The sequence below is a fragment of the Streptomyces sp. NPDC014623 genome, assembly GCF_043088245.1.
In the GTDB taxonomy this organism is placed as follows: Bacteria; Actinomycetota; Actinomycetes; order Streptomycetales; family Streptomycetaceae; genus Streptomyces.
The window spans coordinates 1-26225 of the sequence record NZ_JBIBZU010000001.1 but is presented as its reverse complement, the minus strand read 5'-3'; the positions used below and the strand labels follow the sequence as shown (position 1 = coordinate 26225).

Here is a 26225-nt window from a genome sequence, read left to right as displayed (position 1 = left end):
ACCCTGCGCACGGATTCGCAAACCTGGTTGAATTCCGGGAGGGACGCCTCTGTGGGGCGTGCAAGGGCCAGTTGCGGGGAGAGTATGGACGACGGGAAGCCCAGCGAGCCGAAAACGAAGTGGTGGAGCCGTCCCCCGGCGGAACGGAACGGTACGGCCGGGCCGGAGGAATCCGCGGCCGTCGCCGACGCGGGCGCGAAGGCACCCACGGACGCCGGCGAAGCCGCCGAGCCCGCGGCCGGGGTGAGCAGGCCCACGACACCCGACGGTGATTTCATCCCCGCGCCGCCGGTCACCGCGCCGGAAGCGTCCGCGCCGCCGGTCACCGGTCCACCCGCGTACCGCGCACAGCCGCTGCACGCGCCCGACGAGTACAGCACCCCACCCTACGGCGGTCCGGGGCCGTGGGCGCCCGCGCCGCCGGTGCAGCGCCCGGTACCGACTCCGGCCCACGGGACCCCCGTACCACCGCCGTACGCGGGCACGAACAGCCACGGCACGGCAGCGCCCGGCCCCACAGCCGCTCCCGCTCCGGTACCGGGCGGCCAGGGGCACGCCGAGGCCTGGGCCCCGCCGCCCCCGCCGCACACCGTGCCGCAGCAGCACGCGGCCCCCCAGCCCCCCGTACAGGCCCAGCAGACTCCCCGGACCGAGCAGCAGACCTCGCAGTGGCTGCGGTACGACCCGTGGGGCTCGCCCCAGCAGCCGCTCAGCCGCCCCGGCCCCGGCCAGGGCGGCCCGGACAGCCGGCCGCGCGGGGGCCGCCGGGGGCCGGTCCTCGTCGGAGCCGCGCTGCTCGCCCTCGTCGCCGGTGGGATCGGCGGCGGAATCGGTGCCTACGTCGAACGCAACGGCGGTCTGACCACGGTCGAGCTTCCGCAGTCCGGCCGTGACGACGGCGGCCGGGCGCCCGACAGCATCGCCGGTATCGCTTCCAGCGCGCTGCCCAGCGTGGTCACCCTGCATGTCGACGGCTCCGCGGAGTCGGGCACGGGCACCGGATTCGTCCTCGACGGCAAGGGCCACATCCTCACCAACAACCATGTGGTCGCCCCCGCGGGTTCCACGGGCGACATCACCGTCACGTTCAGCAGCGGGGAGAGCGCACCGGCCGAGATCGTCGGCAAGGACAGCGGCTACGACCTGGCCGTCGTCAAGGTGACCGGCGTCTCGGGACTCAAGCCGCTGCCGCTCGGGAACTCCGACAACGTGCAGGTCGGCGATCCGGTGGTGGCCATCGGCGCACCCTTCGACCTGTCCAACACGGTCACCTCCGGCATCATCAGCGCCAAGCAGCGGCCCATCACCGCGGGCGGCGAGAAGGGGGACGGCACCGACGTCAGCTACGTCGACGCCCTGCAGACCGACGCGCCGATCAACCCGGGCAACTCGGGCGGCCCGCTGGTCGACACCGAGGCCAGGGTCATCGGCATCAACAGCGCCATCCGTGCCGCCGACAGCGGTTCCGGCCTCGACGGTGGCCAGTCCGGCTCCATCGGCCTCGGCTTCGCGATACCGATCAACCAGGGCAAGCGGGTCGCCGAGGAGCTGATCAACACCGGGAAGGCCACACATCCGGTGATCGGCGTCACGCTGGACATGGAGTTCACCGGCGACGGAGCCAAGGTCGGAGGCAAGGCGGCCGACGGCACAGCGGCGGTGACCGAGGGCGGCCCGGCCGACAAGGCGGGCATCCGGTCCGGCGACGTCATCACCGAGGTGGAGGGCCAACGGGTGCACAGCGGTGAGGAACTGATCGTCAAGATCCGCGCCCACCGGCCCGGCGACCGGCTCGGGCTCGTCCTGACCCGTGGCGGGAAAGACCTGCCCCTGACGTTGACGCTGGGTTCGGCGAGCGGCACCTGACCGCCACCGGCAGGTACCGCGCGGACAGCTTCGCCGGGTACCGTGGAGCGGTCCGGGCCCTTGAAGACCTGGCGGCGGAGAACACGCGGGGACCACGCAGAGAACACGAGGAGCAGCAAGGTGTTCAATGACATAGGCGCACTCGAGCTGCTGACGCTCGTGGTTCTCGCCGTGCTCGTATTCGGCCCCGAGAAGCTGCCGAAGGTCATCCAGGACGTCACGCGCACGATCCGCAAGATCCGTGAGTTCTCGGACAGTGCCAAGGAAGACATCCGCTCGGAGCTCGGACCGCAGTTCAAGGACTTCGAGTTCGAGGACCTCAACCCCAAGACGTTCGTCCGCAAACAGCTCATGGACGGGAACGACGATCTGGGGATCAAGGAGATCCGCGAGAGTTTCGACCTGCGCAAGGAGATGGCCGAGGTCACCGACGCGGTGAACGGCCGCGAGAGCGCCACGTCCGCCGGCGCGGCAGGGGCCGGCGCCGCCACGGCGGCCGCGCCCGACCTCCTCAAGAAGCCCGCGCAGCCGGCCAAGGACGAGCGCCCGCCCTTCGACGCAGACGCCACCTGAGACCGTCAATCCCGGCTCGTCCGGACGGTATGGCTATTCTCCATCTGTCCGGTGCGAGTGTGCCCATGCCCATGGGGGGAGGGCCGCTCCGGATCAGTGGAAGATCGAGGAGGCGGCCGGGCAGATGGAGACGACGAGTCGGGCAGGGGCGGACGGTGCGCCCAGCGCAGTCACCGCAGAGGGGGTGCCGGCGACCCGGCGTACTGTCGACGGCTATCTCAAGGCGTCGTTCCCCTGGTACGGGCTGGACGAGGCCTTCACAGGGCCGCGCTGGCTGATGCACGTCACCGCCGCGGCGGACGACACGGTGCAGCACGGTTCCACCGGGCACGGCGAGGAACCTGTCGTACGGACCGAGACGGGGGCGGAGAAGGCACGTTTCGCGGTGGTCGTGACCGTGGGCAGCAGCCCCGTACGCCACAGCGACGACGGTACGGGGATGCTGGACGCCATCACGGTCTCGTCGGCGGCCTGGCTGGCGGGTTCCGGCCTGCTGGACTGCACCTGGCCCTCACAGATGGACCACACCCTGCGTGGCGAATGGCTGAAGCAGCAGACCGACACCGCTTTCGAACTGGCGCACGATCTGGGTGCGGAGCCCTGGTCGACGCTGTCCCTCCCGGTGGACGGCGTACCGGTGGACTTCCACTACCGGGAGTCCGAGTTCGGCTGGGTGCTCGCGGGATCGGCCCCCGAGGGAGTGCACATCGGGGCGTACGGGCGCGGGATGAGCGCCTACGGTCTGGGATTCGCGGTGATCGGCGACATCGCCTCGTACGAGAGCTGAGCGTCACGTCGTACGAGGACCGGGCGACACGCGTACGGGTGGGGGCGGCCTCCTCCAGGAGGCCGCCCCCACCCGTACGGCGCTCAGAACTTGTTGCGCGGGGTGAGCCCCAGTGACATGCCGGACAGTCCGCGCTGACGGCCGCTCAGCTTCTCCGCGATGGAGCGCAGCGCGGAGCCCGCGGGGGAGTCCGGGTCGGACAGGACGACGGGCTTGCCCTCGTCACCGCCCTCACGCAGCCGCACGTCGATCGGGATGGACCCGAGCACCGGCACCTCGGCGCCGACCGTCTTCGTCAGCCCGTCGGCGACCCGCTGCCCGCCGCCCGAACCGAACACGTCGACCGTCTCGTCGCAGTGCGGGCACGGCATGCCCGACATGTTCTCGACGACGCCGACGATCTTCTGATGGGTCTGCACGGCGATGGAGCCGGCCCGCTCGGCCACCTCGGCAGCGGCCTGCTGCGGTGTCGTGACGACCAGGATCTCGGCGTTGGGGACGAGCTGCGCCACGGAGATCGCGATGTCACCGGTGCCCGGCGGCAGGTCGAGCAGCAGGACGTCCAGGTCGCCCCAGTACACATCGGCGAGGAACTGCTGGAGCGCCCGGTGCAGCATGGGACCGCGCCACACCACCGGGGCGTTGCCCGGGGTGAACATGCCGATGGAGATCACCTTCACGCCGTGCGAGGACGGCGGCATGATCATGTTCTCGACCTGGGTGGGCTTGCCGTCCGCACCGAGCATCCGGGGCACGCTGTGCCCGTAGATGTCCGCGTCGACCACACCGACCTTGAGCCCGTCGGCCGCCATCGCCGCCGCGAGGTTCACGGTCACCGAGGACTTCCCGACGCCGCCCTTGCCCGACGCGACCGCGTAGACGCGGGTCAGCGAGCCGGGCTTGGCGAACGGCACCTCACGCTCCGCCGTGCCGCCGCGCAGCGACGAGGCGAGCTCCTTGCGCTGTTCGTCACTCATCACGTCGAGCGTGACCTCGACCCTCGACACGCCCTCGACACGGGCCACCGCGTCGGTCACGTTCTTGGTGATGGTCTCGCGCATCGGGCAGCCGGAAACCGTGAGATAGACGGTGACAGCGACTACACCGTCAGGATCGATCTCGACCGACTTCACCATGCCCAGCTCGGTGATCGGTCGGTGGATCTCCGGGTCGTTCACTGTCGCCAGTGCTTCGCGCACCGCGTCTTCCGTAGCCATAAGGACGATGGTACGGCGCCGGGGGCTACGCGCGGGTGGCGCCTCAGCGGTCGCCTTCGTCACTCTCGGCGTGAGGGAGGAGCCGGCGCTCCTCCATGTCCTTCACCATGGCCTCCAGCTCCGAGCGGATCCAGTCCCGGGTGGCGACCTCGCCGAGACCCATCCGGAGCGCGGCGATCTCCCGGCTGAGGTACTCGGTGTCCGCGATCGAGCGCTCGTTCTGCTTGCGGTCCTGCTCGTGGGTGACCCGGTCGCGGTCGTCCTGCCGGTTCTGCGCGAGCAGGATCAGGGGGGCCGCGTAGGAGGCCTGGAGCGAAAGCATCAGGGTCAGGAAGATGAACGGGTACTCGTCGAAACGCAGGTTCTGCGGCGCGAAGATGTTCCACACCACCCACAGGATGATGATCAGCGTCATCCAGACGATGAACCGCCCGGTGCCCAGGAAACGGGCGATGCGCTCGGAGAACCGGCCGAACGCCTCGGGGTCGTACTCGGGCAGCAGCCGGCGCCGCGGTGCCCTGGGCTGGTCGAGCCGTGGCCGCGGCGGGCGCACGAGGCCCGAGGCGCCGGCCGACCCAGCCCTCGTACGGTCCTCAGCGGTCACCGGAGACCTCCTCCTCGCCCTGGAAGTCCGTCTCGCGCCAGTCCTCGGGCAGGAGGTGGTCCAGCACGTCGTCGACGGTCACCGCGCCCAGCAGCGACCCGCTCTCGTCCACCACGGGCACCGAGACCATGTTGTACGCGGCCAGATAGCTGGTCACGGCGGGCAGAGGCGTGTCCGGCGTCAGCGGGACGAGATCGCTGTCGACGATCGAGCTGACCAGGGTGAACGGCGGGTCCCGCAGCAGCCGCTGGAAGTGCACGGTGCCCAGGTATCTGCCGGTGGGGGTCTCGTCCGGTGACCGGCAGACGTACACCTGAGCGGCCAGCGCGGGCGACAGATCCTGCTGGCGGACCCTGGCCAGCGCGTCCGCGACCGTGGCGTCGGGCCGCAGGATGATCGGCTCGGTCGTCATGAGACCACCGGCGGTCCGCTCCTCGTACGACAGCAGGCGGCGCACGTCGGCCGCGTCGTCCGGCCGCATCAGGGCCAGCAGCCGTTCCTTGTCCGCCTCCGGCAGCTCCGAGAGCAGGTCGGCCGCGTCGTCCGGGTCCATCGCCTCCAGGACGTCGGCGGCGCGGTCCTCCTTCAGCTTGCCGAGGATCTCCACCTGGTCGTCACCGGGAAGCTCCTCCAGGACGTCCGCGAGCCGGTCGTCGTCCAGGGCCGCGGCGACCTCCGCCCGGCGCTTGGGCGTCAGGTGGTGCAGCGCGTTGGCCACATCGGTCGGGCGCAGCCGCTCGAAGGTCGCCACCAGACTCTCGGCACCCTGCCCGTGCTCCTCCAGCGAGAAGCCGCTGATCGCCGACCACTCCACGGTCAGCGTCTCGCCCTTGCGGCGCAGGGCTCCGCCGCGCCCCTTGCGCACGAAGAACTTGTCGATCTCCCAGTCGCGGCGGGCCGGGAGCTGCTGGATGGCGACGTCGAGGACCGTCACCTCCTCGTCCGTCTCCACCAGACGCACCCGGCGGTCAAGGAACTCACCGAGGACGAGTCGCTCGGTCGGACGCTGCTCGAAGCGCCGCATGTTGACCACGCCCGTGGTGATGACCTGCCCCGACTCCACCCCCGTGACCCGGGTCATCGGCAGGAAGATGCGCCTGCGGCTCACGACCTCGACGACCATGCCGAGCAGTCGTGGCGGTTTGCCGCCGACCCGGAGCATCGCCACGAAATCGCGGACCCGGCCGACCTGATCGCCGTTCGGGTCGAAGACCGGTACGCCGGAGAGGTGCGAGACGAAGACCCTGGGAGTGACTGCCGCCATCCTGTGCGCCTCCCTCTGCTCCTCGCGTCCTCGTTCGCCGTGATCAGGCTAGCCCGTGCCGGTGGGCGACGCCCGGGCGGACCGTCCGCACGGCGCTCTGTCGAACGGGGTGCGCGGCACAGGTACGCTGCCGTCTGCGAACCCCCGACACACAGACGAGAGGCAGTGCGCCTGTGACCTCTTCCGCCCCGGCCGTCCGGGCCCGTCGCCGGACCGCTTCCGCCGTGGTGCTCTGCGCGGGTCTGACCGTCGCGCTCACGGCCTGTGCCGGAGAGGACCCGGACAAGGGGACCAACGGCGTCGGCAAGCTGACGGCCGCGCAGATCGACAGGAAGGCACGGGCCGCCGCCGATGCCGCCGACGCGGTGCGGCTCACGGGCAAACTGGTCGGCAAGGGCGGTACGTACACCCTGAACATGCAGCTCAGCGGCAACGGCGGCACGGGGTCGGTCACCTCGAAGCAGAACACCTTCGCGCTGCTGCGCATCGGTGACGAGCTCTTCCTCAAAGCGGACGCGGCCTTCTGGAAGGACGAGAGGGGCGGCGACGAGAGCGACCAGGCGGCGGACAAGCTGGGCGGCAAGTACGTGAAGGTCCCCGAGGACGACCCCACCTACCAGCAGATGCGCGTCTTCACGGAGAAGAAGACGCTCCTCGACGGGGTGCTCGCACTGCACGGGAAGATCAACAAGGGTGACCGGGCCACGATCGGCGGGGTACGCACCGTGCAGATCATGGGCGGAAAGGGTGAGGGGGGCGCACTGGACGTCTCCCTCAAGGGCACTCCGTATCCCCTGCGCATGGCCCGCGGCGGCGGCGGCGGCACCGTCACCCTCGCCGACTGGGGCGAGGCCTTCCCGCTGGAGGCGCCGGCCGAGGACGAGACCGTCGACTACGGCGGCGAGCTCCCCAGGTCCTCCGGCTGACGGGGCCGGCCGGCTGTCCGGGCCCTCCGCCGGCGAAGCCGGTCAGCGCTTACCGCGGCGCTTCAACAGCAGCCGGGGGAGCGCCGCGGGCGCCGCGCGCCGCGTGGTCGCCCCGGTGGGCAGCGGCCGAGCGGCCTGCGAGGAGTCCGGCAGGTCGGTGCGGGAGTCGCCGGGTGTCAGGCGCACGACCCGGCATTCGCGTGCCCAGCGCTCCGTCATCCGTTCGGCGTCCGGGGCGTTGAGCCGCTTGCCCTTGAGCTCCCCGACCGCCGCCTCCCATTCCTCCGAACGCGGTTCCAGCACCGTGACCGCGGCGGTCCAGGCCACGATCCTGCCGCCCTTGTCCTTGCTGCGTACGGTCACCTCGGCGACCGCACCGGTGTCCAGTCCCGCCGGCAGCGGCTGCTCCCCGGGGCCGTCCCCGACGAGCACGGCCGCGCCCTCGTGCCACACGTGCCACAGCGCCCGGGACGGCCCGGTCCCCCGCACCCAGATCAGGCCGGACTTCTTGGTGGCCTCCTCGACGAGAGCCCGGGCAAGCAACACGTCAGCAGCAGTCATGCCCGAACTCTATTGGGTCTTTCGTCCGGAGCAGGCCGGATCAGGGAGCGGGGTCCGGTGCGTGCAGACGCAAGACGGAGGACCGAGGCGACGCCGCAGATGTGCGTGCCGGGTTCCGCGAGCCCGGCGTGATCCGAACGGGAGGTCCTAGAGCCAGCCGTTGCGCTTGAGCATGCGGTGGATGGAGAAACAGACGACACCGATGAGCGCCAGCACCATCGGATAGCCGTACGTCCACTCCAGTTCGGGCATGTGGTCGAAGTTCATGCCGTAGACGCCGCAGATCATCGTCGGCACGGCGATGATGGCCGCCCAGGACGTGATCTTGCGCATGTCCTCGTTCTGCGTCACGGTGGCCTGCGCCAGATTGGCCTGGAGGATCGAATTGAGCAGCTCGTCGAAGCCGATGACCTCTTCGTGCACCCGGGACAGGTGGTCGGCGACATCCCGGAAGTACTTCTGGATGTCCGGGTCGATCAGCCGCATCGGGCGCTCGCTCAGCAGCTGCATGGGCCGCAGCAGCGGTGACACGGCGCGCTTGAACTCCAGCACCTCACGCTTCAGCTGGTAGATCCGGCCCGCGTCCGAGCCTCGTGGACTTCCCTTGGCGGGGGTGGAGAAGACATCGATCTCCACCTCGTCGATGTCGTCCTGCACCGAGGCGGCGACCGCGATGTACCCGTCGACGACATGGTCGGCGATGGAGTGCAGCACCGCGGACGGGCCCTTGGCGAGCAGTTCCGGATCCTCCTGGAGACGGTGGCGCAGGGCGCGCAGCGAGCCCTGCCCGCCGTGCCGGACCGTGATCACGAAGTCCCGGCCGGTGAAGCACATCACCTCACCGGTCTCCACGACCTCGCTGGTCGCGGTCAGTTCGGCGTGCTCGACGTAGTGGATCGTCTTGAAGACGGTGAAGAGCGTGTCGTCGTACCGCTCGAGCTTGGGGCGCTGATGGGCGTGGACCGCGTCCTCGACGGCGAGCGGGTGGAGCCCGAACTCCCGGGCGATGCCGGAGAATTCCTCCTCGGTCGGCTCGTGCAGACCGATCCAGGCGAAGCCGCCCTCCTCCCGTACGCGCAGCATCGCCTCGCGCGGGGTCAGGCAGGAGGCCTCGGTGAGCCGGCGCCCGTCCCGGTAGACCGCGCAGTCGACGACGGCGCTGGAGGCGGACGGGTCACGGGTGGCGTCGTAGCTGTTGTACGGGGTGTTGCTCTTGCGCAGGGACGGGCGCACGGCGGCGCGCAGGTCACGGATCATCGACAAGGCTGGCTCCTCTTCACGGAGGGCCGTCGGCGGGCACGTGGAACAGCCCGGAACGAGGACGTGCGCTCACGTCCGCAAAGCGGGCGGCACCGCGCGGGCACGATGACGGCGGCGTTCGCTACAGACAGGCAAAAACGCGGGGCTCTTCCGCTGCGCGAACTGCCGTGATGACGGCCCGGAAGGGCGTCAGAGCACAGAAGAAAGGCGTCGTGCGGAAGAGCGGTCGGTACTGCACGGTCGACTTGGATCCACCGCAGCCCCACCTCCTCCGGCCGGTCCCCCGTGGGGGATCACGTGTTGCCGGGACTGAGAGCGCGCTCCGCGTGCTGTCCCGACCGACGCCTCAGGCTATCAGCCGAGTGAGGAGCCAATCCCTTTCTCTTCCCATCCCTTACGCGTTCTATGCTCGCGGCATGGGAGAAATTCTTGATCTGGTCGAATCCCGGCTCCGCACGGCGCTGGGGGACCCGGACGCACGCGCCGAGGTGACGTTCCTCGGCACGGACCGCATCGAGGTGCTCCGTTTCGTCGACGGTGACGTGGTGCGCTACGCCACCCTCGGCATGTCCGCCCAGCCGATGGCCGATCCGACCTCACCGCTCGCCGACCCCGTGAAGGGCCCGCGCGCCGAACTGGTCCTGTCCGTACGGGTGGGTCTCGCCGACACCGACCAGGTGCTGCGGCCCCTCGCGGTACTCGCGGCCTCCCCGCAGGTCGAGGGGCTGATCGTGGCCCCCGGGGCGTCGCTGGACCTCGGGCAGCCGTTGTGGACCGGGGCCCCCTTCAGCTCCGTCCTGGTCGCCGAGCCGGGCGGCCTCGTCGAGGACCTGGAACTGGACGCCCCGATGGACCCGGTGCGCTTCCTGCCGCTGTTGCCGATGACGCACAACGAAGCGGCCTGGAAGCGGGTCAGGGGCGCGCAGGAGCTCCAGGAGCGCTGGCTCTCGCAGGGGACGGATCTGCGGGACCCGCTGCGCGCGTCCGTACCTCTTGACTGAGACCCCGGACCCGGGGAGCCTCGCCGCGCGGCCGGGAGGGGGAGCCGTGGGCGGGGCCGGCGCGGGAGGCCGGCGGGTCAGCCGGTGAGGACGGCGGCGCCGTCCTCCGTGGCGTGACGCGGCTTCAGCTCTTCCGCCTCGTGGGTCAGCGCGGCGCGCCTGGCCCCGATGACCACCGCGCCGACGAGGGCCGCGACGGCGGCGGCCACGAACGGGACGTGGACGTCGCTCCACTCCTCGATCTTCGGAGCGAGGTAGGGCGCCGCTGCCGCGGCGAACCAGCGGACGAAGTTGTAACCGGCGCTCGCCACCGGGCGGGGCGCGTCGGAGACGCCGAGGGCCAGCTCGGTGTAGACGGTGTTGTTCATGCCGATGAAGGCGCCCGAGACGACGGTGCAGACGATGGCCGTCGTGTGGTTGCCGTATCCGAGGACCACCAGGTCCGCGGCGAACAGCACCAGGGAGCCGCCGACCACCTTCAGCGAACCGAACCGCCGCTGCAGGCGCGGTGCGACGAGCACCGAGAACACGGCGAGCAGCAGGCCCCAGGCGAAGAAGACCGCTCCCGACCTGTAGGGCGACATGTTCAGCACGAACGGTGTGAAGGCCAGGACCGTGAAGAACGCGTAGTTGTAGAAGAACGCCGACGTGGCGACCGAGGCCAGCCCGCCGTGGCCGAGCGCCTTGAGGGGGTCGAGCAGTGAGGTCTTCCGGGCCGGCCTGGGCTGCTCCTCGAGGAAGGCCGCGATGCAGAGGAAGCCGACGGCCATGAGGGCGGCGGTGCCGAAGAAGGGGTAGCGCCAGCTGGCGTCGCCCAGCAGGGCGCCGACCAGCGGCCCGCACGCCATGCCGAGGCCGAGCGCCGACTCGTACAGCAGGATCGCCGCCGCGCTGCCGCCGGCCGCGGCGCCGACGATCACGGCGAGGGCGGTGGACACGAACAGGGCGTTGCCCAGGCCCCAGCCCGCCCGGAATCCGACCAGCCCGGCGACGGACGAGGAGGTGCCGGAGAGTGCGGCGAAGACCACGACCAGCGCCAGGCCGGCCAGCAGGGTCCTGCGTCCCCCGATGCGGCTGGAGATGAAGCCGGTCACTAGCATCGCCACCGCGGTGATCAGGAAGTACGAGGTGAACAGCAGGGACACCTGGCTGGGCGTGGCCTCGAGTCCCTTGGCGATGGACGGCAGGATCGGGTCCACCAGGCCGATCCCCATGAAGGCCACGACCGAGGCGCCGGCCGTGGCCCAGACGGCCCTCGGCTGACGCAGGATGCTGGTCGCCCCTTCGTCGAACGGATCCTCTCCCCGCATGGTTCTCTCGCTCTCCACTAGGTCGTTGTGTTATGCACAGAATAAGTTAGACATTCTAATGAATGCAAATTACATCTATCTTTGCCGGCGGGAGCCCCGCTGCGGACGGGTGATCGTCCTTGACGTGACGACGGACGGAGAGGACCGTTGGGCGTTATGAGGGGCGAACCCAGTTGCCCGAAATGCGGTGGCCGGGTCAGGGCGCCCGGGCTTTTCTCCGACGCCTGGCAGTGCTCCGCGCACGGGCAGGTGCACCCGATGCAGCCGGTGGTCCCACCCGGCGTCGAGGCGCTGGGCGTGGTGGTGCACCGGGCGCAGGTGCCGGTGTGGATGCCCTGGCCGCTTCCGGTGGGCTGGCTGTTCACGGGCGCGGCGTACGCGGGCGACGACCGCAGCGGCGGCCGGGCCACCGCTGTCGCGTGCTCGGGCCCCGGGCCGCTCGGGGGGATGGGTGAGATGCTGCTCGTCGCCGAGGAGCTCGGCGTCGGGCTCGGCGCCCGCTACGCCGGCATCGACGGCCTGGACCCCGGCTCCTGCCTGCGCCTCGACGCGGCCCCGGACGCCAAGGTGCTCGCGGCGGGACGCCCCACCGCGCTCTGGCACGTCCCGGACGCCCCCGCCGACCGGGCGGTCTTCGCGGGTGAGGCACGGGGCCTGTGGCTGTGGGCGGTCATCTGGCCCGAACAGTCCGGACTCCTCATGTACGACGAGCTGGTACTGACCGACCTGCGCGACGCCGGCGGGGAAGTGGATCTGCTGCCGTGCGGAGCGCTCAGCCCCCGGCTGCTCACACCGCCGTGATCCCGTGGCGGTGCTGCGGCCGGGGGCCGTACGGGTGACGCCCGGCGGTTATCCTTGACCGTCCCTGTCCGCCCGCCAGCCCTGGAGTACGCGTCGTGCGCATCGATCTGCACACCCACTCCACCGCTTCGGACGGCACGGACACCCCCGCCGAACTGGTGGCCAACGCCGCTGCCGCGGGTCTCGACGTCGTCGCCCTGACCGACCACGACACGGTCGGCGGCCATGCGGAAGCGGCAGCCGCCCTCCCCGAGGGCCTCACGCTCGTCACGGGTGCCGAACTCTCCTGCCGCGTCGACGGCATCGGCCTTCACATGCTGGCCTACCTCTTCGACCCGGCCGAGCCCGAACTGGCCCGTGAGCGTGAGCTCGTGCGGGACGACCGGGTACCACGGGCACAGGCCATGGTGCGAAGGCTCCAGGAGCTCGGCGTCCCGGTCACCTGGGAGCAGGTCGCGCGGATCGCCGGTAACGGCTCGGTCGGTCGACCGCACGTCGCCACCGCGCTCGTGGAACTCGGTGTCGTCGACTCGGTCTCCGACGCCTTCACCTCGGCCTGGCTCGGGAACGGCGGACGTGCGTACGCCGACAAGCACGAGCTCGACCCGTTCGACGCGATCCGGCTGGTCAAGGCTGCGGGCGGCGTGACCGTCTTCGCCCATCCGCTCGCCGTCAAGCGCGGCGAGGTCGTCCCCGAAGCCGTGATCGTGAGGCTGGCCGCCGCCGGTCTCGACGGCATCGAGGTGGACCACATGGACCACGACGCCCCCACCAGGGACCGGCTGCGAGGGCTCGCCGCGGACCTCGGACTGCTCCCCACCGGGTCCAGCGACTACCACGGCTCGCGCAAGACCGTCCGGCTCGGGGAGTACACCACCGACCCCGAGATCTACGGTGAGATCACCCGGCGCGCCACGGGGGCCTTCCCCGTGCCGGGCGCCGGTGGACCGCTCCCCGCGTAACCGGGGCACCTTCCTCCCTCTTCTCCGCCCCCGTGTGTCCGGGCGTCCTCGTGACGCGCGGACGCACGAACCCTCCTGTTCGGCCCGCTCTTCTCTCGCAAGGCTCACCGTGTTCGACATCGCTGTCTTCGGATCCCTTTTTCTCACCCTTTTTGTGATTATGGATCCGCCCGGAATCACCCCGATCTTCCTGGCCCTCACCGCAGGCCGCCCCGCCAAGGTGCAGCGCAGGATGGCTCTGCAGGCCGTCGCGGTCGCCTTCGGCGTGATCGCCGTCTTCGGTCTGCTCGGCCAGCAGATCCTCGACTACCTGCACGTCTCCGTCCCCGCCCTCATGATCGCGGGCGGACTCCTCCTGCTGCTCATCGCGCTGGACCTGCTCACCGGAAAGACGGACGAGCCGACGCAGACCAAGGACGTCAATGTGGCCCTCGTGCCGCTCGGCATGCCGCTGCTCGCCGGACCCGGCGCGATCGTCTCGGTGATCCTCGCGGTGCAGGACGCCGACGGGGCCACCGGGCAGATCTCGGTCTGGGCGGCGATCGTCGCGATGCATCTCGTGCTCTGGCTGGCCATGCGGTATTCGCTGCTGATCATCCGCGTGATCAAGGACGGCGGCGTGGTCCTGGTGACCCGGCTCGCCGGAATGATGCTGTCGGCCATCGCCGTGCAGCAGATCATCAACGGTGTCACCCAGGTCATCCAGGGCTCCTGACTCCGGCGGCCCGGACACCACGGCGCCCCCGCACGGATCGTCCGTGCGGGGGCGCGTCGTCTTCAGTCCGTCATCCGCTCGACATCAGCGACTCGAAGCAGAGCAAGGTGTCACGAAGCCGACGTGTCGGCCGGCCGGATGTAGATGCGCTGGCCCATCGCCGCGGCCTGCTGCACGATCCGGTTGACGGAGGCGGCGTCCACGACGGTGCTGTCCACGGCGGTACCGTCGACATCGTCGAGTCGCATGATCTCGAAGCGCATATGGCTTCCCTTCGTCTGATCCTCCTGCTGGAGAACTACTGGGAGGACGGGCTCACCGTCCGCAAGGATGGGGAGCGCGAGATGCCTGCGTCTCACGCTCCACAAGGGGTTCAACGACTTGCCTGTCGCAAACATTCCCTACGCTAAGGAAAATTTTTGGATGTCTAAGTACCCGCCGGTAATCGGCCATGCGCAGACGATGAGGACCATATGAGTCACGCGGACGCGCGGACGGACGAGGAGCCCGGCGTCCTCGAACAACTGGACCGCACCAACGAGCTGCTCCAGCGCGTACTCGCCGAGGTGTCGAAGACCCCCTCCACCCACGCGATCTTCGTGGACGCGGGTTACGTCTACGCGGCCGCCGGGCTGCTCGTCACCGGCACCGAGGACCGCCGGTCCTTCGACCTGGACGCGGAAGGGCTGATCGACGCCTTCATCGACAAGGCCCGCACGATCTTCGCGGACAGCAGGCTGCTGCGCGTGTACTGGTACGACGGGGCCAGGCGCCGGATCCACACCGCCGAGCAGCAGTCCATCGCCGAACTCCCCGACGTCAAGGTCAGGCTCGGCAACCTCAACGGCAACAACCAGCAGAAGGGCGTCGACTCACTCATCCGCACCGACCTGGAGTCGCTCGCCCGGCACCGCGCCATCAGTGACGCGGCACTCGTGGGCGGCGACGAGGACCTGGTCTCGGCCGTCGAAGCCGCCCAGGGCTACGGCGCCCGCGTCCATCTCTGGGGCATCGAGGCGGGCGAAGGCCGTAACCAGGCGGAGCCGCTGCTCTGGGAGGTGGACAGCCAGCGCACCTTCGACCTCGACTTCTGCCGTCCGTACGTGACCCGCCGTTCCGTCACGATGTACGAGGACGACAGCCCGGCGCCCGCACGCGAGGACGTCCGCTTCGTCGGAGCACAGATCGCCGCCGGCTGGCTCTCCTCGCGCGGCCGTGAGGCTCTCGCCGACCTGCTGCCCGGCCACCCCTACCTGCCGGGCTCCGTCGACCAGGACCTGCTCGTCGAGGCCGAACGGCTCCTCCAGCACTCGCTGCGCGGCCACGCCCACCTGCGCCGGGCGCTGCGCGACGGCTTCTGGCAGCACCTGCAGGCGCAGTACTGACATGCCCGACGCTGAATATGCTGAGTGCGTACCAGGACGGGTCGGCTAGCCTCACGCACACATGTGCGAGGGGGAGGACCCGAATTGAAGAAGAAGCACAGAATCATCACCGCGGCACTGGTGCCCACGCTGGCCCTGGGAGCGGTCGGCCTGGGCGCCACGACCGCCACGGTGCTGGCGACCGCACCCGCGGCGGTCGCCGCACAGTCCGGCCCGTGGAGCGAGCCGGCGGCGCTGACCGGCGCACAGGACATCAATGAGGTCATCGATGTGCGGACCCTGTCGGACGGCAGCGTCGTCGGCCTCTGGTACCGCACCGTCCCTGTCACCCGCCAGCTGGAACTGAGTGTCGCCGTCCGCCCGGCGGCGAGTGCCGAGTGGGGCGCCACCACGGTGCTGGACGTCCTGCCGGCGGGGCGGGAAAGCGTCACGCTCGTGACGGCCCCGGACGGCTCGGCCACCGTCACGTGGGTCGACAACCAGGGGAGCAGTTCCGTACTGCGCACGGCGACCCTCGGCAAGGGTGCCGCCTCGTGGCCCGCCGCGACGGACATCGCGACGGACACCTTCATCGGCGAGGTCGCCTTCGCCGGCACCCCTTCCGGCAGGAGTGTGGCCGTCTGGCGCAAGAGCGAAGGCCGTAACAGCCTGCTGCAGGTCTCCGAGCGCTCCGGGCCCGGCGGCGTGTGGTCGGCGCCGGCCGTACTGGTCGGCTCCGATGCGGGCGCGGCGCAGGCCGTGGTCGCCCCGGACGGCACGGCCACGGTGGCCTGGGCGCACAACGTCGCCGAAGGCACGACGACCAAGGTCGTGGAAAAGGCCGCCGGCGCCACCGGATGGAGCACCCCCGCGCAACTGTCCGCACCCGCCGAAGGGGGCGGTCCCCGCCTCTCCACGGGGCCGGACGGCACCACGGCCGTGGCCTGGGTCCGCTACAGGGAGGACGACGGGGGGTCGGACGTCGTCTCGGCGGTCAGGCCCGCGGCCGGCGGAGGGTGGGGCCCGCTCCACACGTCCGCGGTGGGGGACTCGGCGCAGCTCAGGGAACCCCTGGTCGGGCCGGACGGTGACGTCACCCTCGTATGGGTCGATTACCAGGACGTCTACGGCGTCCGTACGTCCACCCGCTCGGCGGCGACCGGTGACTGGTCCGGGATCAGGACGCTGTCCGGCGCGTACGTGCCCGAGCAGTTCGACGCGGGCATCGGCGCCGACGGCACCGTCCAGGTGGGCTGGGTACAGGACGAGGAGAGCGGCAGGTCCTTCTTCACCGCCGCCCGCACCGACGGCGCCTGGACGCCGGCCACGAAGCTCAGCAAGGCCCCCTCCGACTACGCGGAAGGAGCGGTCGCCGTCGGCCCCGACGGCAACGCGACAGCCGTCTGGGCACAGGGCGAGCAGCTGTGGACGGCGGGCACCGGGCTGAGGCCCGCCGTGCCTCCCGCCGCGCGCCGGGACCATGTCGGCGCCGACGGTTTCCCCGACCTGTACGCGCGGTCCGCCACCGGTGGACTGCTCGTCTACAAGGGGAACGCGTCCCACGTGGTCTCGGCCAAGGCCGACGGCGGTATCTGGCCCACCACGTCCACCCTCACCCCGTTCGGGGACCTCGACGCCGACGGATGCAACGACACCCTCGTACGCGACAGCGCGGGAGTGATGCACCGTCACACACCTGACTGCGGGGACGTCGTCACCCCCGCGACGCCGTCCGTCCCGCTGGGCACCGGCTGGAACGGCTTCGACAGCTATTCCTGCTCCGGAGACCTCAACGGCGACGGGCGCCCCGACCTGATCGCGCGCCAGGTCGCGACCGGGGACCTGTACATGTACGCGGGAACGGAGGCGGGGAAGCTCACCCGGGTGGGAAGGATCGGCACGGGATGGAAGTCCCTGACGGTCGTGGGGGCCGGTGACCTCAACAAGGACGGGGCCGGCGACCTCCTCGCCCGTACCGCCACCGGTGACCTGTACCGCTACGACGGGAACGGCACCGGCGGTGTCCGGTCCGGCGTCAGGATCGGCACCGGCTGGAGCGGCATGGCGGACATCGTCGGCATCGGAGACCTCACCGGCGACGGTACGGACGACCTCGTCGCCCGCACCGCCACCGGTGACCTGTACCGCTACGACGGGAACGGCGCGGGCGGTGTCCGGTCAGGGGTCAGGATCGGCACCGGCTGGAAGTCCTTCAGCGAGGTGAGCTGACCGAAGGCCGGTCCCGGGGCGGAGCACCCGCCCCGGGACCGGACTCCCCGGTGGCCTCCGGTTCAGAGACCGGCCCAGAACGACACGAGCGCCGCGGCCGTCTCCAGCGGCCGGGCCGTGTTGGGGGAGTGTTCGGCGCCCTCGATCACAGTGCGGCGGGCGCCCAGCCGCTGCGCCATGCCGTCCAGCAGCGGCACCGGCCAGACGTCGTCGCGCTCGCCCGAGATCACGTGCACGGGGAGGGACAGCGCGGCGAGCTCCTCGACCCGGTCCGGCTCGGCCGACAACTGCGCACCGGTGGCGATCAGCTGCGCCGGGTCGTGACGCATCCAGCGGCGGCGCAGGTCCTCGCCGTCGCCCGTGTCCGCGTCCTCGGGCGGGTCCATCACCCGCATCATCTGCCAGACCTCGGCCATGCTCCAGCGGCTCAGCGCGTCACCGAGCAGCCGTGCCTTCTTCTGCTGGGCAGGGTCGATCTCCGCGGGACCGGACGACATCAGGGTCAGGGAACGGAAGGGCGCGGCGTCCAGCAGCACCGCCGCGCGGGCGATCTGGCCGCCCAGGGAGTGTCCGAGCAGATGGATGCCACCGGCCGGCCCGGCGCCGTCGACGGCAGCGGCCTGGGCCAGCACGTCACGGGCCAGCTCGCCCTGGGCGTAGGACCCGGGCCCGCCCGTCCCCTCGGTCTCGTACTGCCCTCGGCCGTCGACGGACAGCACGCGGAATCCGGCCGCGGCGAGGGGCTCGAGCAGTGCGATGAAGTCCTCCTTGCTGCCGGTGTACCCGGGCAGCAGGAGCGCGGTGGAGTGGGCGCGGGCGGGCGGCGTGGCGTCCAGCACGGCGAAGTCCCCCCGCGTGGTGCGCAGTACGCGGGCACGGGCACAGGAGGGCGGGGTGAAAGTGGGCGGCCGGCTCATGGAGCCGAGGGTATCGCCGGGGCCCCGGCCGCGCCCGGGCAGACGTACGGCCCCGGTCCCCGCAGCGCGGGGACCGGGGCCGTACGAAGGGCGTCTGCGGCCGGAGATCAGCCCTCGGCGGTCTCGGAGGCCGCCGCAGCGCGGGAACGGCGCCTGCGCGGCTTGGCGGGCGCCGCCTCGCCGTCCGGTGCGGCCTCGGTCACCGCGGCGGTCTCCGCCTTCTCCGCGGCCGTGGCGCGCGGCCGGCGACGTCGCGGCTTGGTCTCCGCGGCTTCCTCGGTGGCGGCGGTGGCGGCCTCCACCTCGGCCTTCGGCTTGGCGGCGGCCCGGGTACGGCGGCGCGGCCTGGTCTCGGTCACGGGTTCGGAGGCCGGAGCGATCTGGAAGTCGACCTCGTCGGCCGGCTTCACGACCCGGGTACGGCGGCGCGGCCTGGTGGCCACGGGCTCCGCCGCCGGTGCGGCGGCTGCCACGGTCTGGAAGTCGACGACCGGCTCGGCGACGGGGGCCGGCGCGACGGCCGCCGCAGCGGCCGGCTCGGTGGCCGCGGCACGGGTACGGCGACGGCGGGGCTTGGCCTCCGCGGCCGGCTCGGTCCCGGCCACGGGTGCGGGCTCGGCGACCGGTGTCTCGGCCACGGCCACCGCCGTCTCCGTCACGGCCTCGGGGACCGCGGCACGGGTACGGCGACGGCGGCGCGGGGTGCGCGGCTCCGCCTCGTCGGCGACCGCCTCCGCGGCGGGCGTGGGCACGGTCACGGCGCCCTCTTCGGGAGTGCTGCCACCCCGCGTGCGACGACGCTGACGCGGCGTGCGCGGCGGGCGCTCCTCACGGGGAGCCGGGGCGGAGACGACGGACTTGCGGCCACGGCCGCCGGTCTCGCCGAGATCCTCGACCTCCTCCGCGCGCAGACCTGCACGGGTCCGCTCGGCGCGCGGCAGGACACCCTTGGTGCCGGCCGGGATGCGCAGTTCCTCGTACAGGTGCGGGGAGGTGGAGTACGTCTCGGGCGGGTCCGGGAACTTCAGGTCCAGCGCCTTGTTGATCAGCTGCCAGCGCGGGATGTCGTCCCAGTCGACCAGTGTGATCGCGATGCCCTTGGCGCCCGCGCGGCCGGTACGGCCGATGCGGTGGAGATAGGTCTTCTCGTCCTCCGGCGACTGGTAGTTGATGACATGGGTCACACCCTCGACGTCGATGCCGCGCGCGGCGACATCGGTGCAGACGAGGACGTCCACCTTGCCGTTGCGGAAGGCGCGCAGCGCCTGCTCGCGCGCGCCCTGGCCGAGGTCTCCGTGGACCGCGCCGGACGCGAAGCCGCGCTTCTCCAGCTGCTCCGCGATGTCGGCGGCCGTCCGCTTCGTACGGCAGAAGATCATCGCGAGTCCGCGGCCCTCGGCCTGCAGGATGCGGGAGACCATCTCGGGCTTGTCCATCGAGTGGGCGCGGTAGACGAACTGCGCCGTGTTCTTGACGGTCGTGCCCTCGTCGTCGGGCGAGGTGGCGTTGATGTGCGTCGGCTGCGACATGTAGCGGCGCGCGAGGCTGATGACGGCACCGGGCATGGTGGCCGAGAACAGCATCGTCTGGCGCTTCGGCGGCAGCATGGTGATGATGCGCTCGACGTCGGGCAGGAAGCCCAGGTCGAGCATCTCGTCGGCCTCGTCCAGGACGAGGACGCGGATGTGCGAGAGGTCGAGCTTGCGCTGGCCGGCCAGGTCGAGCAGCCGGCCCGGGGTGCCGACGACCACGTCGACGCCCTTCTTCAGGGCCTCGACCTGGGGCTCGTACGCCCGGCCGCCGTAGATCGCGAGAACACGGACGTTACGGACCTTGCCCGCGGTGAGCAGGTCGTTGGTCACCTGCTGGCAGAGCTCACGGGTGGGGACGACGATCAGGGCCTGCGGCGCGTCCGTCAGCTTCTCGGGAGCCGCACGGCCGGCCTCGACGTCGGCGGGGACGGTCACGCGCTCCAGGAGCGGAAGACCGAAGCCGAGCGTCTTGCCGGTGCCGGTCTTGGCCTGGCCGATGACGTCGGAGCCGGAGAGCGCCACGGGGAGCGTCATCTCCTGGATGGGGAAGGGGGACATGATGCCGACCGCCTCGAGGGCTTCGGCCGTCTCTGTCAGGATTCCGAGATCGCGGAACGTAGTCAGGGTGCTGCCTCTTCTGTGAGACGCGGCCCGAGGCGAACGCTGGGGGTCGTACCGTGCCGGGGTTGGTCATCCGGCCGTGGATGGGCCGGGTGGCGCGGGACCACTGCCGTCGCTCGAGCGCTCGTGCCGCTGAGGGGGCCCCTCCTCTGCGGTCGTACGAGGTGTACGCCCCGCGTGGAGGGCTGTCGGGTCGGAGCCGATCGGGCCACCGACCGGGCATCCTCATTCAGATCGCGCTCCTGGCACAGGAAAATGCTCAGTAGGCGCAATACCACTGTACCCCGGATTCGCGCATGTGTGTTGGGCGAATTCATCGGAACGGTGTGATGTATCCCGTCGGCCAGGCCCTTCCGTCCCTGCCGGAGCGGGCTATTCTGCGCTCCATGGAGACGTCTGACAACGCCACTGAAGCATCCGACGAAGTACCCGCACCGACCGGAATCGCCGCCCAGGACTGGGTCACCGCGTCCGCCGACCCCCAGTACCGCGCCGCGGTCGTGGATCTGCTCGGCGCGCTCGCCTACGGGGAACTCGCGGCCTTCGAGCGGCTCGCCGAGGATGCCAAACTCGCGCCGACACTCGGTGACAAGGCGGCTCTGGCGAAGATGGCGTCCGCCGAATTCCATCATTTCGAGCAGCTGACGGACCGGCTCACGGCCATCGAGGAGACCCCTGCCGCGGCCATGGAGCCGTTCGCCAGGGCGCTGGACGACTTCCACCGCCAGACCGCCCCGTCCGACTGGCTGGAGGGCCTGGTCAAGGCATACGTCGGCGACTCCATCGCCAGTGATTTCTACCGGGAGATCGCCGCCCGCCTCGACACGGACACCCGCTCGCTCGTCCTCTCCGTGCTCGACGACACGGGACACGGGAACTTCGCGGTCGAGAAGGTGCGGGCCGCCATCGAGGCGGAGCCCCGGGTCGGCGGCAGGCTCGCGCTGTGGGCGCGCAGGCTGATGGGCGAGGCGCTCTCGCAGGCGCAGCGGGTGGTCGCGGACCGCGACGCACTGTCCACGATGCTCGTGGGCGGTGTGGCGGACGGCTTCGACCTGGCGGAGGTCGGCAGGATGTTCTCCCGGATCACCGAGGCGCACACCAAGCGGATGGCCGCGCTCGGCCTCGCCGCCTGACCGTCCCTTACTGGGCCGTAACCGATCGCACCGGCCTGCTGCCGCGGGTGCGGATGAGCAGGGAGAGGGTCACCGTCCCGACCAGGACGGCGCCGGCGAGCGTAGCCAGGACATGGCCGGAGTCCAGCGCCGAGTGGGTCAGGTACGCGCCGAACAGGGCGCCCAGCCCGCCCGTGACGGACACCACACGGGCGGACGGGAGCCGGCCGGGCAGGTAGTGGAGCGCGACCCAGGACAGGGCCAGTCCGAGCACGACGGAGCTGATGGATTCCCAGAGCACAGAGGGTCACCTCGCTTGTGGCGTAGAGGTCGTCGGTCCTAGGCCGTCCTACCCGTGACCAGCGGAACACAACCCTCCTCGGCTCCCTTGCACCCCGCCGAGGCAACGACCGGAAGCGGACCCGGGGCAGCGGAGAGGGGGGCCCGGCGGAATCGTCCGCCGGGCCCCCCTCTCCGCTGCCGCGTCGCGCGGGCTACAGCGCGCCGAATCCCACCCGCCGGGTGCTGGGCTCGCCGATCTCCACGTAGGCGATCCGGTCGGCCGGCACCAGGACCTTGCGGCCCTTGTCGTCCGTGAGGCTGAGCAGCTGCGCCTTGCCGTTGAGCGCCTCGCCGACCGCGCTCTCGACCTCTTCGGCGGAAAGCCCGCTCTCCAGAACGATCTCGCGGGGCGTGTGCTGCACCCCGATCTTGACCTCCACGGCTATGTCCCTCCGACGGTCCGTCTCTGCGCGGTGAACCGCGCCGTACGCAGCACACATTAGCCCGGTGAAGGGACGGACCACGGGTCGACCGGCAACGCCCGCAGCGAACACCGGCTTCCCGCCGCAGGGCTCAGTGCTGATCGGTGCCGTGCAGCGGGAACCCCGCGATGCCCCGCCAGGCGAGCGACGTGAGCAGCTGCACGGCGGTGTCACGCGGAATGCCGGAGCGGCTGGAGAGCCAGTAACGCGCCACGACCTGGGAGACGCCGCCGAGGCCGACCGCGAGCAGCATCGATTCGTCCTTGGACAGGCCCGTGTCACCGGCGATGACGTCCGAGATGGCCTCCGCGCACTGCAGCGAGACCCGGTCGACCCGCTCGCGGACCGCCGGCTCGTTGGTCAGGTCGGACTCGAAGACCAGACGGAAGGCGCCGCCCTCGTCCTCGACGTACGCGAAGTAGGCGTCCATCGTCGCCTCGACGCGCAGCTTGTTGTCCGTGGTCGAGGCGAGCGCCGTACGGACCGCCTGGAGAAGGGACTCGCAGTGCTGGTCGAGCAGGGCGAGGTAGAGCTCCAGCTTCCCGGGGAAGTGCTGGTAGAGCACCGGCTTGCTGACGCCGGCCCTCTCGGCGATGTCGTCCATCGCCGCGGCGTGGTAGCCCTGGGCGACGAAGACCTCCTGGGCGGCGCCCAGCAGCTGATTGCGTCGGGCACGGCGGGGCAGCCGGGTGCCTCGCGGGCGCGCCGCCTCTGTCTGCTCGATGGCTGTCACGCCGCCTCCCAAATTCGTGATCGAACACAGCCGTACCGTGAACGCTGCGCCGTGGGGCCATCGTACTTTTGAGTAACCCGGGTGTGCGCGGCGCGGACGCAGAATTTCACGGACCGGACGGCTGCGGTAGCCACAGATACGCAGGTCCCTGCCGCAAAGCGGTGCGTTCTACCGGTAATCGTCCTCATCCTGCGGGACGGTTCGGGCCTGCTCCGCCGCATCCGCCTCGTTCGCGATGCCGTGACCGATGCCGGTGGGCGGTTCGTCGCGCTCCGGCCGGACGGCGGCCTGCTGCTCTGCGGTGTCGGCTTCGGGCGCTTCGGGACCCGGTTCGTCCGGTTGCGTGTCCTCGAAGGTCTCCGGGTCGCTCGGGTCGACCGTCATGATGGCTCCCTTCCTTCTCCTGCAGCCTAGGAGCAACCCTCCGGGGGCGCTATGCGGCCTGTGACCGCGAACACATGAACCATTGCGTGATCGTCTCGTAACATTGCCCCATGTCTTCGACCGAGCTGCCCGGTATCCACGCCGCCGCTGCCGCGGTGGCACCCACGGTCAGTGCCGTCCGGGTCGCGGAGGGGGAGAAGCTGCGCTCCGTCACGCTGCCCGGCCTCACCCTGGCCGTCCGCTCCCGCCCGGCGGAGACGGAGGCACCCGTTCCCGCTCTCTTCGTGCACGGTCTGGGCGGCTCCTCCCAGAACTGGTCGGCCCTGATGCCGCTGCTGGCGGACACGCTCGACAGCGAGGCGGTCGATCTGCCCGGCTTCGGGGACTCCCCGCCGCCGGACGACGGCAACTACTCCGTCACCGGCCACGCCCGGGCTGTCATCCGGCTGCTGGACGCCGGCGGACGCGGACCCGTTCACCTTTTCGGTAACTCTTTGGGCGGCGCTGTCGCCACCCGGATCGCGGCCGCCCGGCCCGATCTGGTGCGGACCCTGACGCTGATCTCCCCGGCCCTGCCCGAGATCCGGGTCCAGCGGCCCGCAGTGCCGACCGCCCTGCTCGCACTCCCGGGCGTCGCCTCCCTGTTCGTCCGGCTCACCCGGGACTGGACCGCGGAGCAGCGCACCCGTGGCGCCATGGCACTCTGTTACGGCGATCCGGCACGTATCTCCGACGAAGCCTTCCGTCACGCGGTGGCCGAGATGGAGCGCCGGCTGGGACTGCCGTATTTCTGGGACGCCATGACACGCTCGGCACGAGGCATCGTCGATGCCTACACGCTGGGAGGACAGCACGGGCTGTGGCGCCAGGCCGAGCGGGTGCTCGCACCTACCCTGCTGGTGTACGGCGGACGGGACCAGCTCGTCTCGTACCGGATGGCACGCAGGGCGTCCGCGGCCTTCCGCGACTCGCGCCTGCTGACACTGCCCGACGCCGGGCACGTGGCGATGATGGAGTACCCGGAAGCGGTCGCCCAGGCGTTCCGGGAACTGCTCGACGAACGCGGCGGGAGCTGATCCGGGGCGTGGGACGACACAGCCGAAGGGGCCCTGAGGCCACCCGGCACGAAACCGGGTCCGCAGCCGGCGCCGCTGCGGAGCGCGGCACCGGCCGGCGTGGGCGGAATTCCGCCACGCCGCCTTCCCAGGACGGCCACAGTCCGTTCCGCGACGCCCCGCAGGTGCGTGGCGGGCATCCGGAACAGCACGAGCCCGGCGGCGGCTGGGGAGCAGCGCAGCGGCCGCGGCGCGACAGCCGGCGGGATCCGGAGGGGCCGGGCGACCAGGAGCTCTTCCGTGCCGGGCAGGCCGCCATGGCGCGGCAGCAGGAGGCGCAGCGGGAGGCCGGGCGGCGCACGACCGGGCCGCGGACCGGCGGTTCCCCGCTGATACCCGGCCCCCGCAGGGAGTTCCTCGAGGCGTTCGAGACCACGCCTTCGCGTCCCGCTCCGCCGGTCCCGCCCGAGGGAGCTTTCCGGGCCTCCCCGGGGCCCGGCGAACCCGACGGTGTCCCGGACGACGCGAAGGGGCGTGGCGCGAAGGGCGGCAGGGGCCGCACCCTCACCGGGATCGCGGCCGCGGCGGTGACCACGGTGCTCGCGGTCGTGGTGGCCGGGCAGGTGGCGCGGGATTCCGGGAAGACGGTGGACGGTCCGCGCACCGGGGGCGTCGACCGGCAGGGCTCCGAGGACGCCTCCCGTTCGGTGGAGCGGCAGACCCCGCGGGCGCCGCGGCAGGAGGCCGGGCCCCTGTCCTACGCGCAGAAGATGGCCACCGCCTTTCCCCTGGCGCCGGACCTGAAGGCGTCCGGGAAGTTCGAGGCGGTGCCGGGGCTGGCGAAGGCGCCGGGCAAGGGGCACAAGTACCGGTACCGGATCGACGTCGAGCAGGGGCTGGGCCTTGATTCCGGGCTGTTCGCCGAGGCCGTGCAGAAGACGCTGAACGACGACCGCAGTTGGGCGCACAACGGCGCCATGACCTTCGAGCGGATCTCCTCCGGTGAACCCGACTTCGTGATCACCCTGGCGAGCCCGGGGACCACGGGCGTCTGGTGCGCGAAATCCGGCCTGGACACCACGGAGGACAACGTCTCCTGCGATTCGGCCGCCACCGACCGCGTGATGATCAACGCCTACCGGTGGGCGCAGGGCGCCTCGACCTTCGGAGCGGACAAGCTCCTGGCCTACCGTCAGATGCTGATCAACCACGAGGTCGGCCACCGGCTGGGACACGATCACGCGAGCTGCCGGACCCCGGGCTCCCTGGCGCCCGTGATGCAGCAGCAGACCAAGACCCTGAATCTGGACGGCGTCGAGTGCCGCCCCAATCCCTGGGTCTACCCGGGGAGCTGAGCCGCCCGCCGGTATCCGGAGTCCGTACGCCGGGACGGGTGTCCCGCCGGGCGCCGGCACCGGGCGGTGAGCCCGCGACCGGCCCGGAGCGCCGCGCGACCCGCACGGGGCCGGCCGTGGCCTGACCGGATGTCACCACATGCCCTTCCGGCGCAACAGAACGCGACGGGGGCGGGAAAGTTACGCCGGTTCACCCCTTCCGGTGGTGGGGGGGGGCCCCCGCCGGGGCCCCCCCCGGGGATACGCCAGACGGCGGGCCCCGGCGCGTCGCCGGGGCCCCGCGGGGGTGCCCACGCGCGATAACATATGCAG

26 protein-coding genes are annotated in these 26225 nt (G+C 71.2%); 13 read left to right on the top strand and 13 right to left on the bottom strand.

Going from position 1 to position 26225, the window contains the following annotated elements; genetic code table 11:
• Positions 1–84 precede the first annotated feature (84 nt).
• The 3 genes from ACF1FZ_RS00130 (at position 85) to ACF1FZ_RS00120 (ending at position 3226) form a co-directional block, all read left to right on the top strand.
• Positions 85–1866, top strand: a complete 1782-nt coding sequence (locus tag ACF1FZ_RS00130) for a trypsin-like peptidase domain-containing protein (RefSeq protein WP_391771107.1) — start codon at positions 85–87, stop codon at positions 1864–1866.
• Between the two features lie 120 nt (positions 1867–1986).
• Positions 1987–2439: a sec-independent translocase gene (locus ACF1FZ_RS00125; RefSeq protein WP_391771106.1), complete on the top strand. Its 453-nt coding sequence runs from the start codon at positions 1987–1989 to the stop codon at positions 2437–2439.
• Between the two features lie 124 nt (positions 2440–2563).
• Complete coding sequence (locus tag ACF1FZ_RS00120; protein WP_391771105.1) at positions 2564–3226, top strand: hypothetical protein; 663 nt, start codon at positions 2564–2566, stop codon at positions 3224–3226.
• 83 nt (positions 3227–3309) lie between these two features.
• Here the strand turns inward: ACF1FZ_RS00120 and ACF1FZ_RS00115 are convergent, their stop codons facing one another.
• From ACF1FZ_RS00115 to ACF1FZ_RS00105, 3 genes are read right to left on the bottom strand one after another with little or no spacing between them, the layout of a single operon-like run.
• Positions 3310–4443 (bottom strand): Mrp/NBP35 family ATP-binding protein, encoded by a 1134-nt coding sequence (locus ACF1FZ_RS00115; RefSeq protein ID WP_391771104.1) that lies wholly within the window; start codon positions 4441–4443, stop codon positions 3310–3312.
• 43 nt (positions 4444–4486) lie between these two features.
• Positions 4487–5047 carry a DUF1003 domain-containing protein gene (locus tag ACF1FZ_RS00110; protein ID WP_391771103.1) on the bottom strand — a complete coding sequence of 187 codons (561 nt, stop codon included), beginning with the start codon at positions 5045–5047 and terminating at the stop codon, positions 4487–4489.
• On the bottom strand, positions 5037–6311 hold the full coding sequence (locus ACF1FZ_RS00105; RefSeq protein ID WP_391771102.1) for a magnesium transporter MgtE N-terminal domain-containing protein: 1275 nt from the start codon (positions 6309–6311) through the stop codon (positions 5037–5039). The genes ACF1FZ_RS00110 and ACF1FZ_RS00105 overlap by 11 nt, the downstream gene beginning before the upstream one ends.
• 173 nt (positions 6312–6484) lie before the next feature.
• Between ACF1FZ_RS00105 and ACF1FZ_RS00100 the strand changes: the two genes are divergently transcribed.
• The gene (locus ACF1FZ_RS00100) at positions 6485–7237 is read left to right on the top strand and encodes a hypothetical protein (protein ID WP_391771101.1); all 753 of its coding nucleotides are present in this window, start codon (positions 6485–6487) and stop codon (positions 7235–7237) included.
• Between the two features lie 42 nt (positions 7238–7279).
• Here ACF1FZ_RS00100 and ACF1FZ_RS00095 read toward each other — a convergent pair whose 3' ends face one another.
• Positions 7280–7798: a hypothetical protein gene (locus tag ACF1FZ_RS00095; protein ID WP_391771100.1), complete on the bottom strand. Its 519-nt coding sequence runs from the start codon at positions 7796–7798 to the stop codon at positions 7280–7282.
• 147 nt (positions 7799–7945) lie between these two features.
• Positions 7946–9061 (bottom strand): magnesium and cobalt transport protein CorA, encoded by a 1116-nt coding sequence (locus ACF1FZ_RS00090; protein WP_391771099.1) that lies wholly within the window; start codon positions 9059–9061, stop codon positions 7946–7948.
• Positions 9062–9474: 413 nt separating this feature from the next.
• Between ACF1FZ_RS00090 and ACF1FZ_RS00085 the strand changes: the two genes are divergently transcribed.
• On the top strand, positions 9475–10059 hold the full coding sequence (locus ACF1FZ_RS00085; protein WP_391771098.1) for a suppressor of fused domain protein: 585 nt from the start codon (positions 9475–9477) through the stop codon (positions 10057–10059).
• 77 nt (positions 10060–10136) lie between these two features.
• On the opposite strand, the gene ACF1FZ_RS00080 is transcribed toward ACF1FZ_RS00085, so the two are convergent.
• Positions 10137–11369: an MFS transporter gene (locus tag ACF1FZ_RS00080; RefSeq protein WP_391771097.1), complete on the bottom strand. Its 1233-nt coding sequence runs from the start codon at positions 11367–11369 to the stop codon at positions 10137–10139.
• Between the two features lie 156 nt (positions 11370–11525).
• Between ACF1FZ_RS00080 and ACF1FZ_RS00075 the strand changes: the two genes are divergently transcribed.
• The 3 genes from ACF1FZ_RS00075 to ACF1FZ_RS00065 all read left to right on the top strand — a co-directional run bounded on the left by ACF1FZ_RS00075 (position 11526) and on the right by ACF1FZ_RS00065 (position 13847).
• Positions 11526–12170: a DUF6758 family protein gene (locus tag ACF1FZ_RS00075; RefSeq protein ID WP_391771096.1), complete on the top strand. Its 645-nt coding sequence runs from the start codon at positions 11526–11528 to the stop codon at positions 12168–12170.
• 95 nt (positions 12171–12265) lie between these two features.
• The gene (locus tag ACF1FZ_RS00070) at positions 12266–13132 is read left to right on the top strand and encodes a PHP domain-containing protein (RefSeq protein ID WP_391771095.1); all 867 of its coding nucleotides are present in this window, start codon (positions 12266–12268) and stop codon (positions 13130–13132) included.
• A 109-nt stretch (positions 13133–13241) separates the two neighbouring features.
• Positions 13242–13847, top strand: coding sequence for a MarC family protein (locus ACF1FZ_RS00065; protein ID WP_391771094.1), 606 nt, complete (start codon positions 13242–13244; stop codon positions 13845–13847).
• Positions 13848–13957: 110 nt separating this feature from the next.
• On the opposite strand, the gene ACF1FZ_RS00060 is transcribed toward ACF1FZ_RS00065, so the two are convergent.
• Positions 13958–14110 (bottom strand): hypothetical protein, encoded by a 153-nt coding sequence (locus tag ACF1FZ_RS00060; protein ID WP_014154223.1) that lies wholly within the window; start codon positions 14108–14110, stop codon positions 13958–13960.
• 210 nt (positions 14111–14320) lie between these two features.
• On the opposite strand from ACF1FZ_RS00060, the gene ACF1FZ_RS00055 reads away from it, so the two are divergent.
• Both ACF1FZ_RS00055 and ACF1FZ_RS00050 read left to right on the top strand, forming a co-directional pair.
• Entirely contained in the window at positions 14321–15232 is a 912-nt protein-coding gene (locus ACF1FZ_RS00055) for an NYN domain-containing protein (protein WP_391771093.1), read from the top strand.
• Positions 15233–15316: 84 nt separating this feature from the next.
• The gene (locus tag ACF1FZ_RS00050; RefSeq protein WP_391771092.1) at positions 15317–17440 is read left to right on the top strand and encodes an FG-GAP-like repeat-containing protein; all 2124 of its coding nucleotides are present in this window, start codon (positions 15317–15319) and stop codon (positions 17438–17440) included.
• A gap of 62 nt (positions 17441–17502) precedes the next feature.
• On the opposite strand, the gene ACF1FZ_RS00045 is transcribed toward ACF1FZ_RS00050, so the two are convergent.
• Positions 17503–18357: an alpha/beta fold hydrolase gene (locus tag ACF1FZ_RS00045; protein WP_391771091.1), complete on the bottom strand. Its 855-nt coding sequence runs from the start codon at positions 18355–18357 to the stop codon at positions 17503–17505.
• A 107-nt stretch (positions 18358–18464) separates the two neighbouring features.
• The gene (locus ACF1FZ_RS00040; RefSeq protein ID WP_391771090.1) at positions 18465–20447 is read right to left on the bottom strand and encodes a DEAD/DEAH box helicase; all 1983 of its coding nucleotides are present in this window, start codon (positions 20445–20447) and stop codon (positions 18465–18467) included.
• Between the two features lie 449 nt (positions 20448–20896).
• On the opposite strand from ACF1FZ_RS00040, the gene ACF1FZ_RS00035 reads away from it, so the two are divergent.
• Complete coding sequence (locus ACF1FZ_RS00035) at positions 20897–21643, top strand: ferritin-like fold-containing protein (RefSeq protein WP_391771089.1); 747 nt, start codon at positions 20897–20899, stop codon at positions 21641–21643.
• Between the two features lie 7 nt (positions 21644–21650).
• On the opposite strand, the gene ACF1FZ_RS00030 is transcribed toward ACF1FZ_RS00035, so the two are convergent.
• From ACF1FZ_RS00030 to ACF1FZ_RS00015, 4 genes are all read right to left on the bottom strand, one after another.
• Complete coding sequence (locus tag ACF1FZ_RS00030; RefSeq protein WP_391771088.1) at positions 21651–21923, bottom strand: hypothetical protein; 273 nt, start codon at positions 21921–21923, stop codon at positions 21651–21653.
• 193 nt (positions 21924–22116) lie between these two features.
• A complete protein-coding gene (locus tag ACF1FZ_RS00025) occupies positions 22117–22344 on the bottom strand; it encodes a DUF3107 domain-containing protein (RefSeq protein ID WP_167526138.1) in 228 nt (75 codons plus the stop codon).
• A gap of 133 nt (positions 22345–22477) precedes the next feature.
• On the bottom strand, positions 22478–23119 hold the full coding sequence (locus ACF1FZ_RS00020) for a TetR/AcrR family transcriptional regulator (RefSeq protein ID WP_325751335.1): 642 nt from the start codon (positions 23117–23119) through the stop codon (positions 22478–22480).
• A gap of 168 nt (positions 23120–23287) precedes the next feature.
• Positions 23288–23503 carry a hypothetical protein gene (locus tag ACF1FZ_RS00015; RefSeq protein ID WP_391771087.1) on the bottom strand — a complete coding sequence of 72 codons (216 nt, stop codon included), beginning with the start codon at positions 23501–23503 and terminating at the stop codon, positions 23288–23290.
• A 110-nt stretch (positions 23504–23613) separates the two neighbouring features.
• Here ACF1FZ_RS00015 and ACF1FZ_RS00010 point away from each other — a divergent pair, with 110 nt between their 5' ends.
• On the top strand, positions 23614–24579 hold the full coding sequence (locus ACF1FZ_RS00010) for an alpha/beta fold hydrolase (protein WP_391771086.1): 966 nt from the start codon (positions 23614–23616) through the stop codon (positions 24577–24579).
• A gap of 8 nt (positions 24580–24587) precedes the next feature.
• Positions 24588–25913, top strand: a complete 1326-nt coding sequence (locus tag ACF1FZ_RS00005) for a DUF3152 domain-containing protein (RefSeq protein WP_391771085.1) — start codon at positions 24588–24590, stop codon at positions 25911–25913.
• Positions 25914–26225: the final 312 nt, after the last annotated feature.

Bases quoted from the DNA above. Each gene is read 5' to 3' on its own strand.
- ACF1FZ_RS00040 (WP_391771090.1), bottom strand. From the start codon at position 20,447: ATGTCCCCCTTCCCCATCCAGGAGATGACGCTCCCCGTGGCGCTCTCC.
- ACF1FZ_RS00120 (WP_391771105.1), top strand. From the start codon at position 2,564: ATGGAGACGACGAGTCGGGCAGGGGCGGACGGTGCGCCCAGCGCAGTC.
- ACF1FZ_RS00010 (WP_391771086.1), top strand. From the start codon at position 23,614: ATGTCTTCGACCGAGCTGCCCGGTATCCACGCCGCCGCTGCCGCGGTG.
- ACF1FZ_RS00075 (WP_391771096.1), top strand. From the start codon at position 11,526: ATGAGGGGCGAACCCAGTTGCCCGAAATGCGGTGGCCGGGTCAGGGCG.
- ACF1FZ_RS00085 (WP_391771098.1), top strand. From the start codon at position 9,475: ATGGGAGAAATTCTTGATCTGGTCGAATCCCGGCTCCGCACGGCGCTG.
- ACF1FZ_RS00095 (WP_391771100.1), bottom strand. From the start codon at position 7,798: ATGACTGCTGCTGACGTGTTGCTTGCCCGGGCTCTCGTCGAGGAGGCC.
- ACF1FZ_RS00035 (WP_391771089.1), top strand. From the start codon at position 20,897: ATGGAGACGTCTGACAACGCCACTGAAGCATCCGACGAAGTACCCGCA.
- ACF1FZ_RS00115 (WP_391771104.1), bottom strand. From the start codon at position 4,443: ATGGCTACGGAAGACGCGGTGCGCGAAGCACTGGCGACAGTGAACGAC.
- ACF1FZ_RS00055 (WP_391771093.1), top strand. From the start codon at position 14,321: ATGAGTCACGCGGACGCGCGGACGGACGAGGAGCCCGGCGTCCTCGAA.
- ACF1FZ_RS00060 (WP_014154223.1), bottom strand. From the start codon at position 14,110: ATGCGCTTCGAGATCATGCGACTCGACGATGTCGACGGTACCGCCGTG.
- ACF1FZ_RS00015 (WP_391771087.1), bottom strand. From the start codon at position 23,503: ATGACGGTCGACCCGAGCGACCCGGAGACCTTCGAGGACACGCAACCG.
- ACF1FZ_RS00130 (WP_391771107.1), top strand. From the start codon at position 85: ATGGACGACGGGAAGCCCAGCGAGCCGAAAACGAAGTGGTGGAGCCGT.
- ACF1FZ_RS00105 (WP_391771102.1), bottom strand. From the start codon at position 6,311: ATGGCGGCAGTCACTCCCAGGGTCTTCGTCTCGCACCTCTCCGGCGTA.
- ACF1FZ_RS00080 (WP_391771097.1), bottom strand. From the start codon at position 11,369: ATGCGGGGAGAGGATCCGTTCGACGAAGGGGCGACCAGCATCCTGCGT.
- ACF1FZ_RS00045 (WP_391771091.1), bottom strand. From the start codon at position 18,357: ATGAGCCGGCCGCCCACTTTCACCCCGCCCTCCTGTGCCCGTGCCCGC.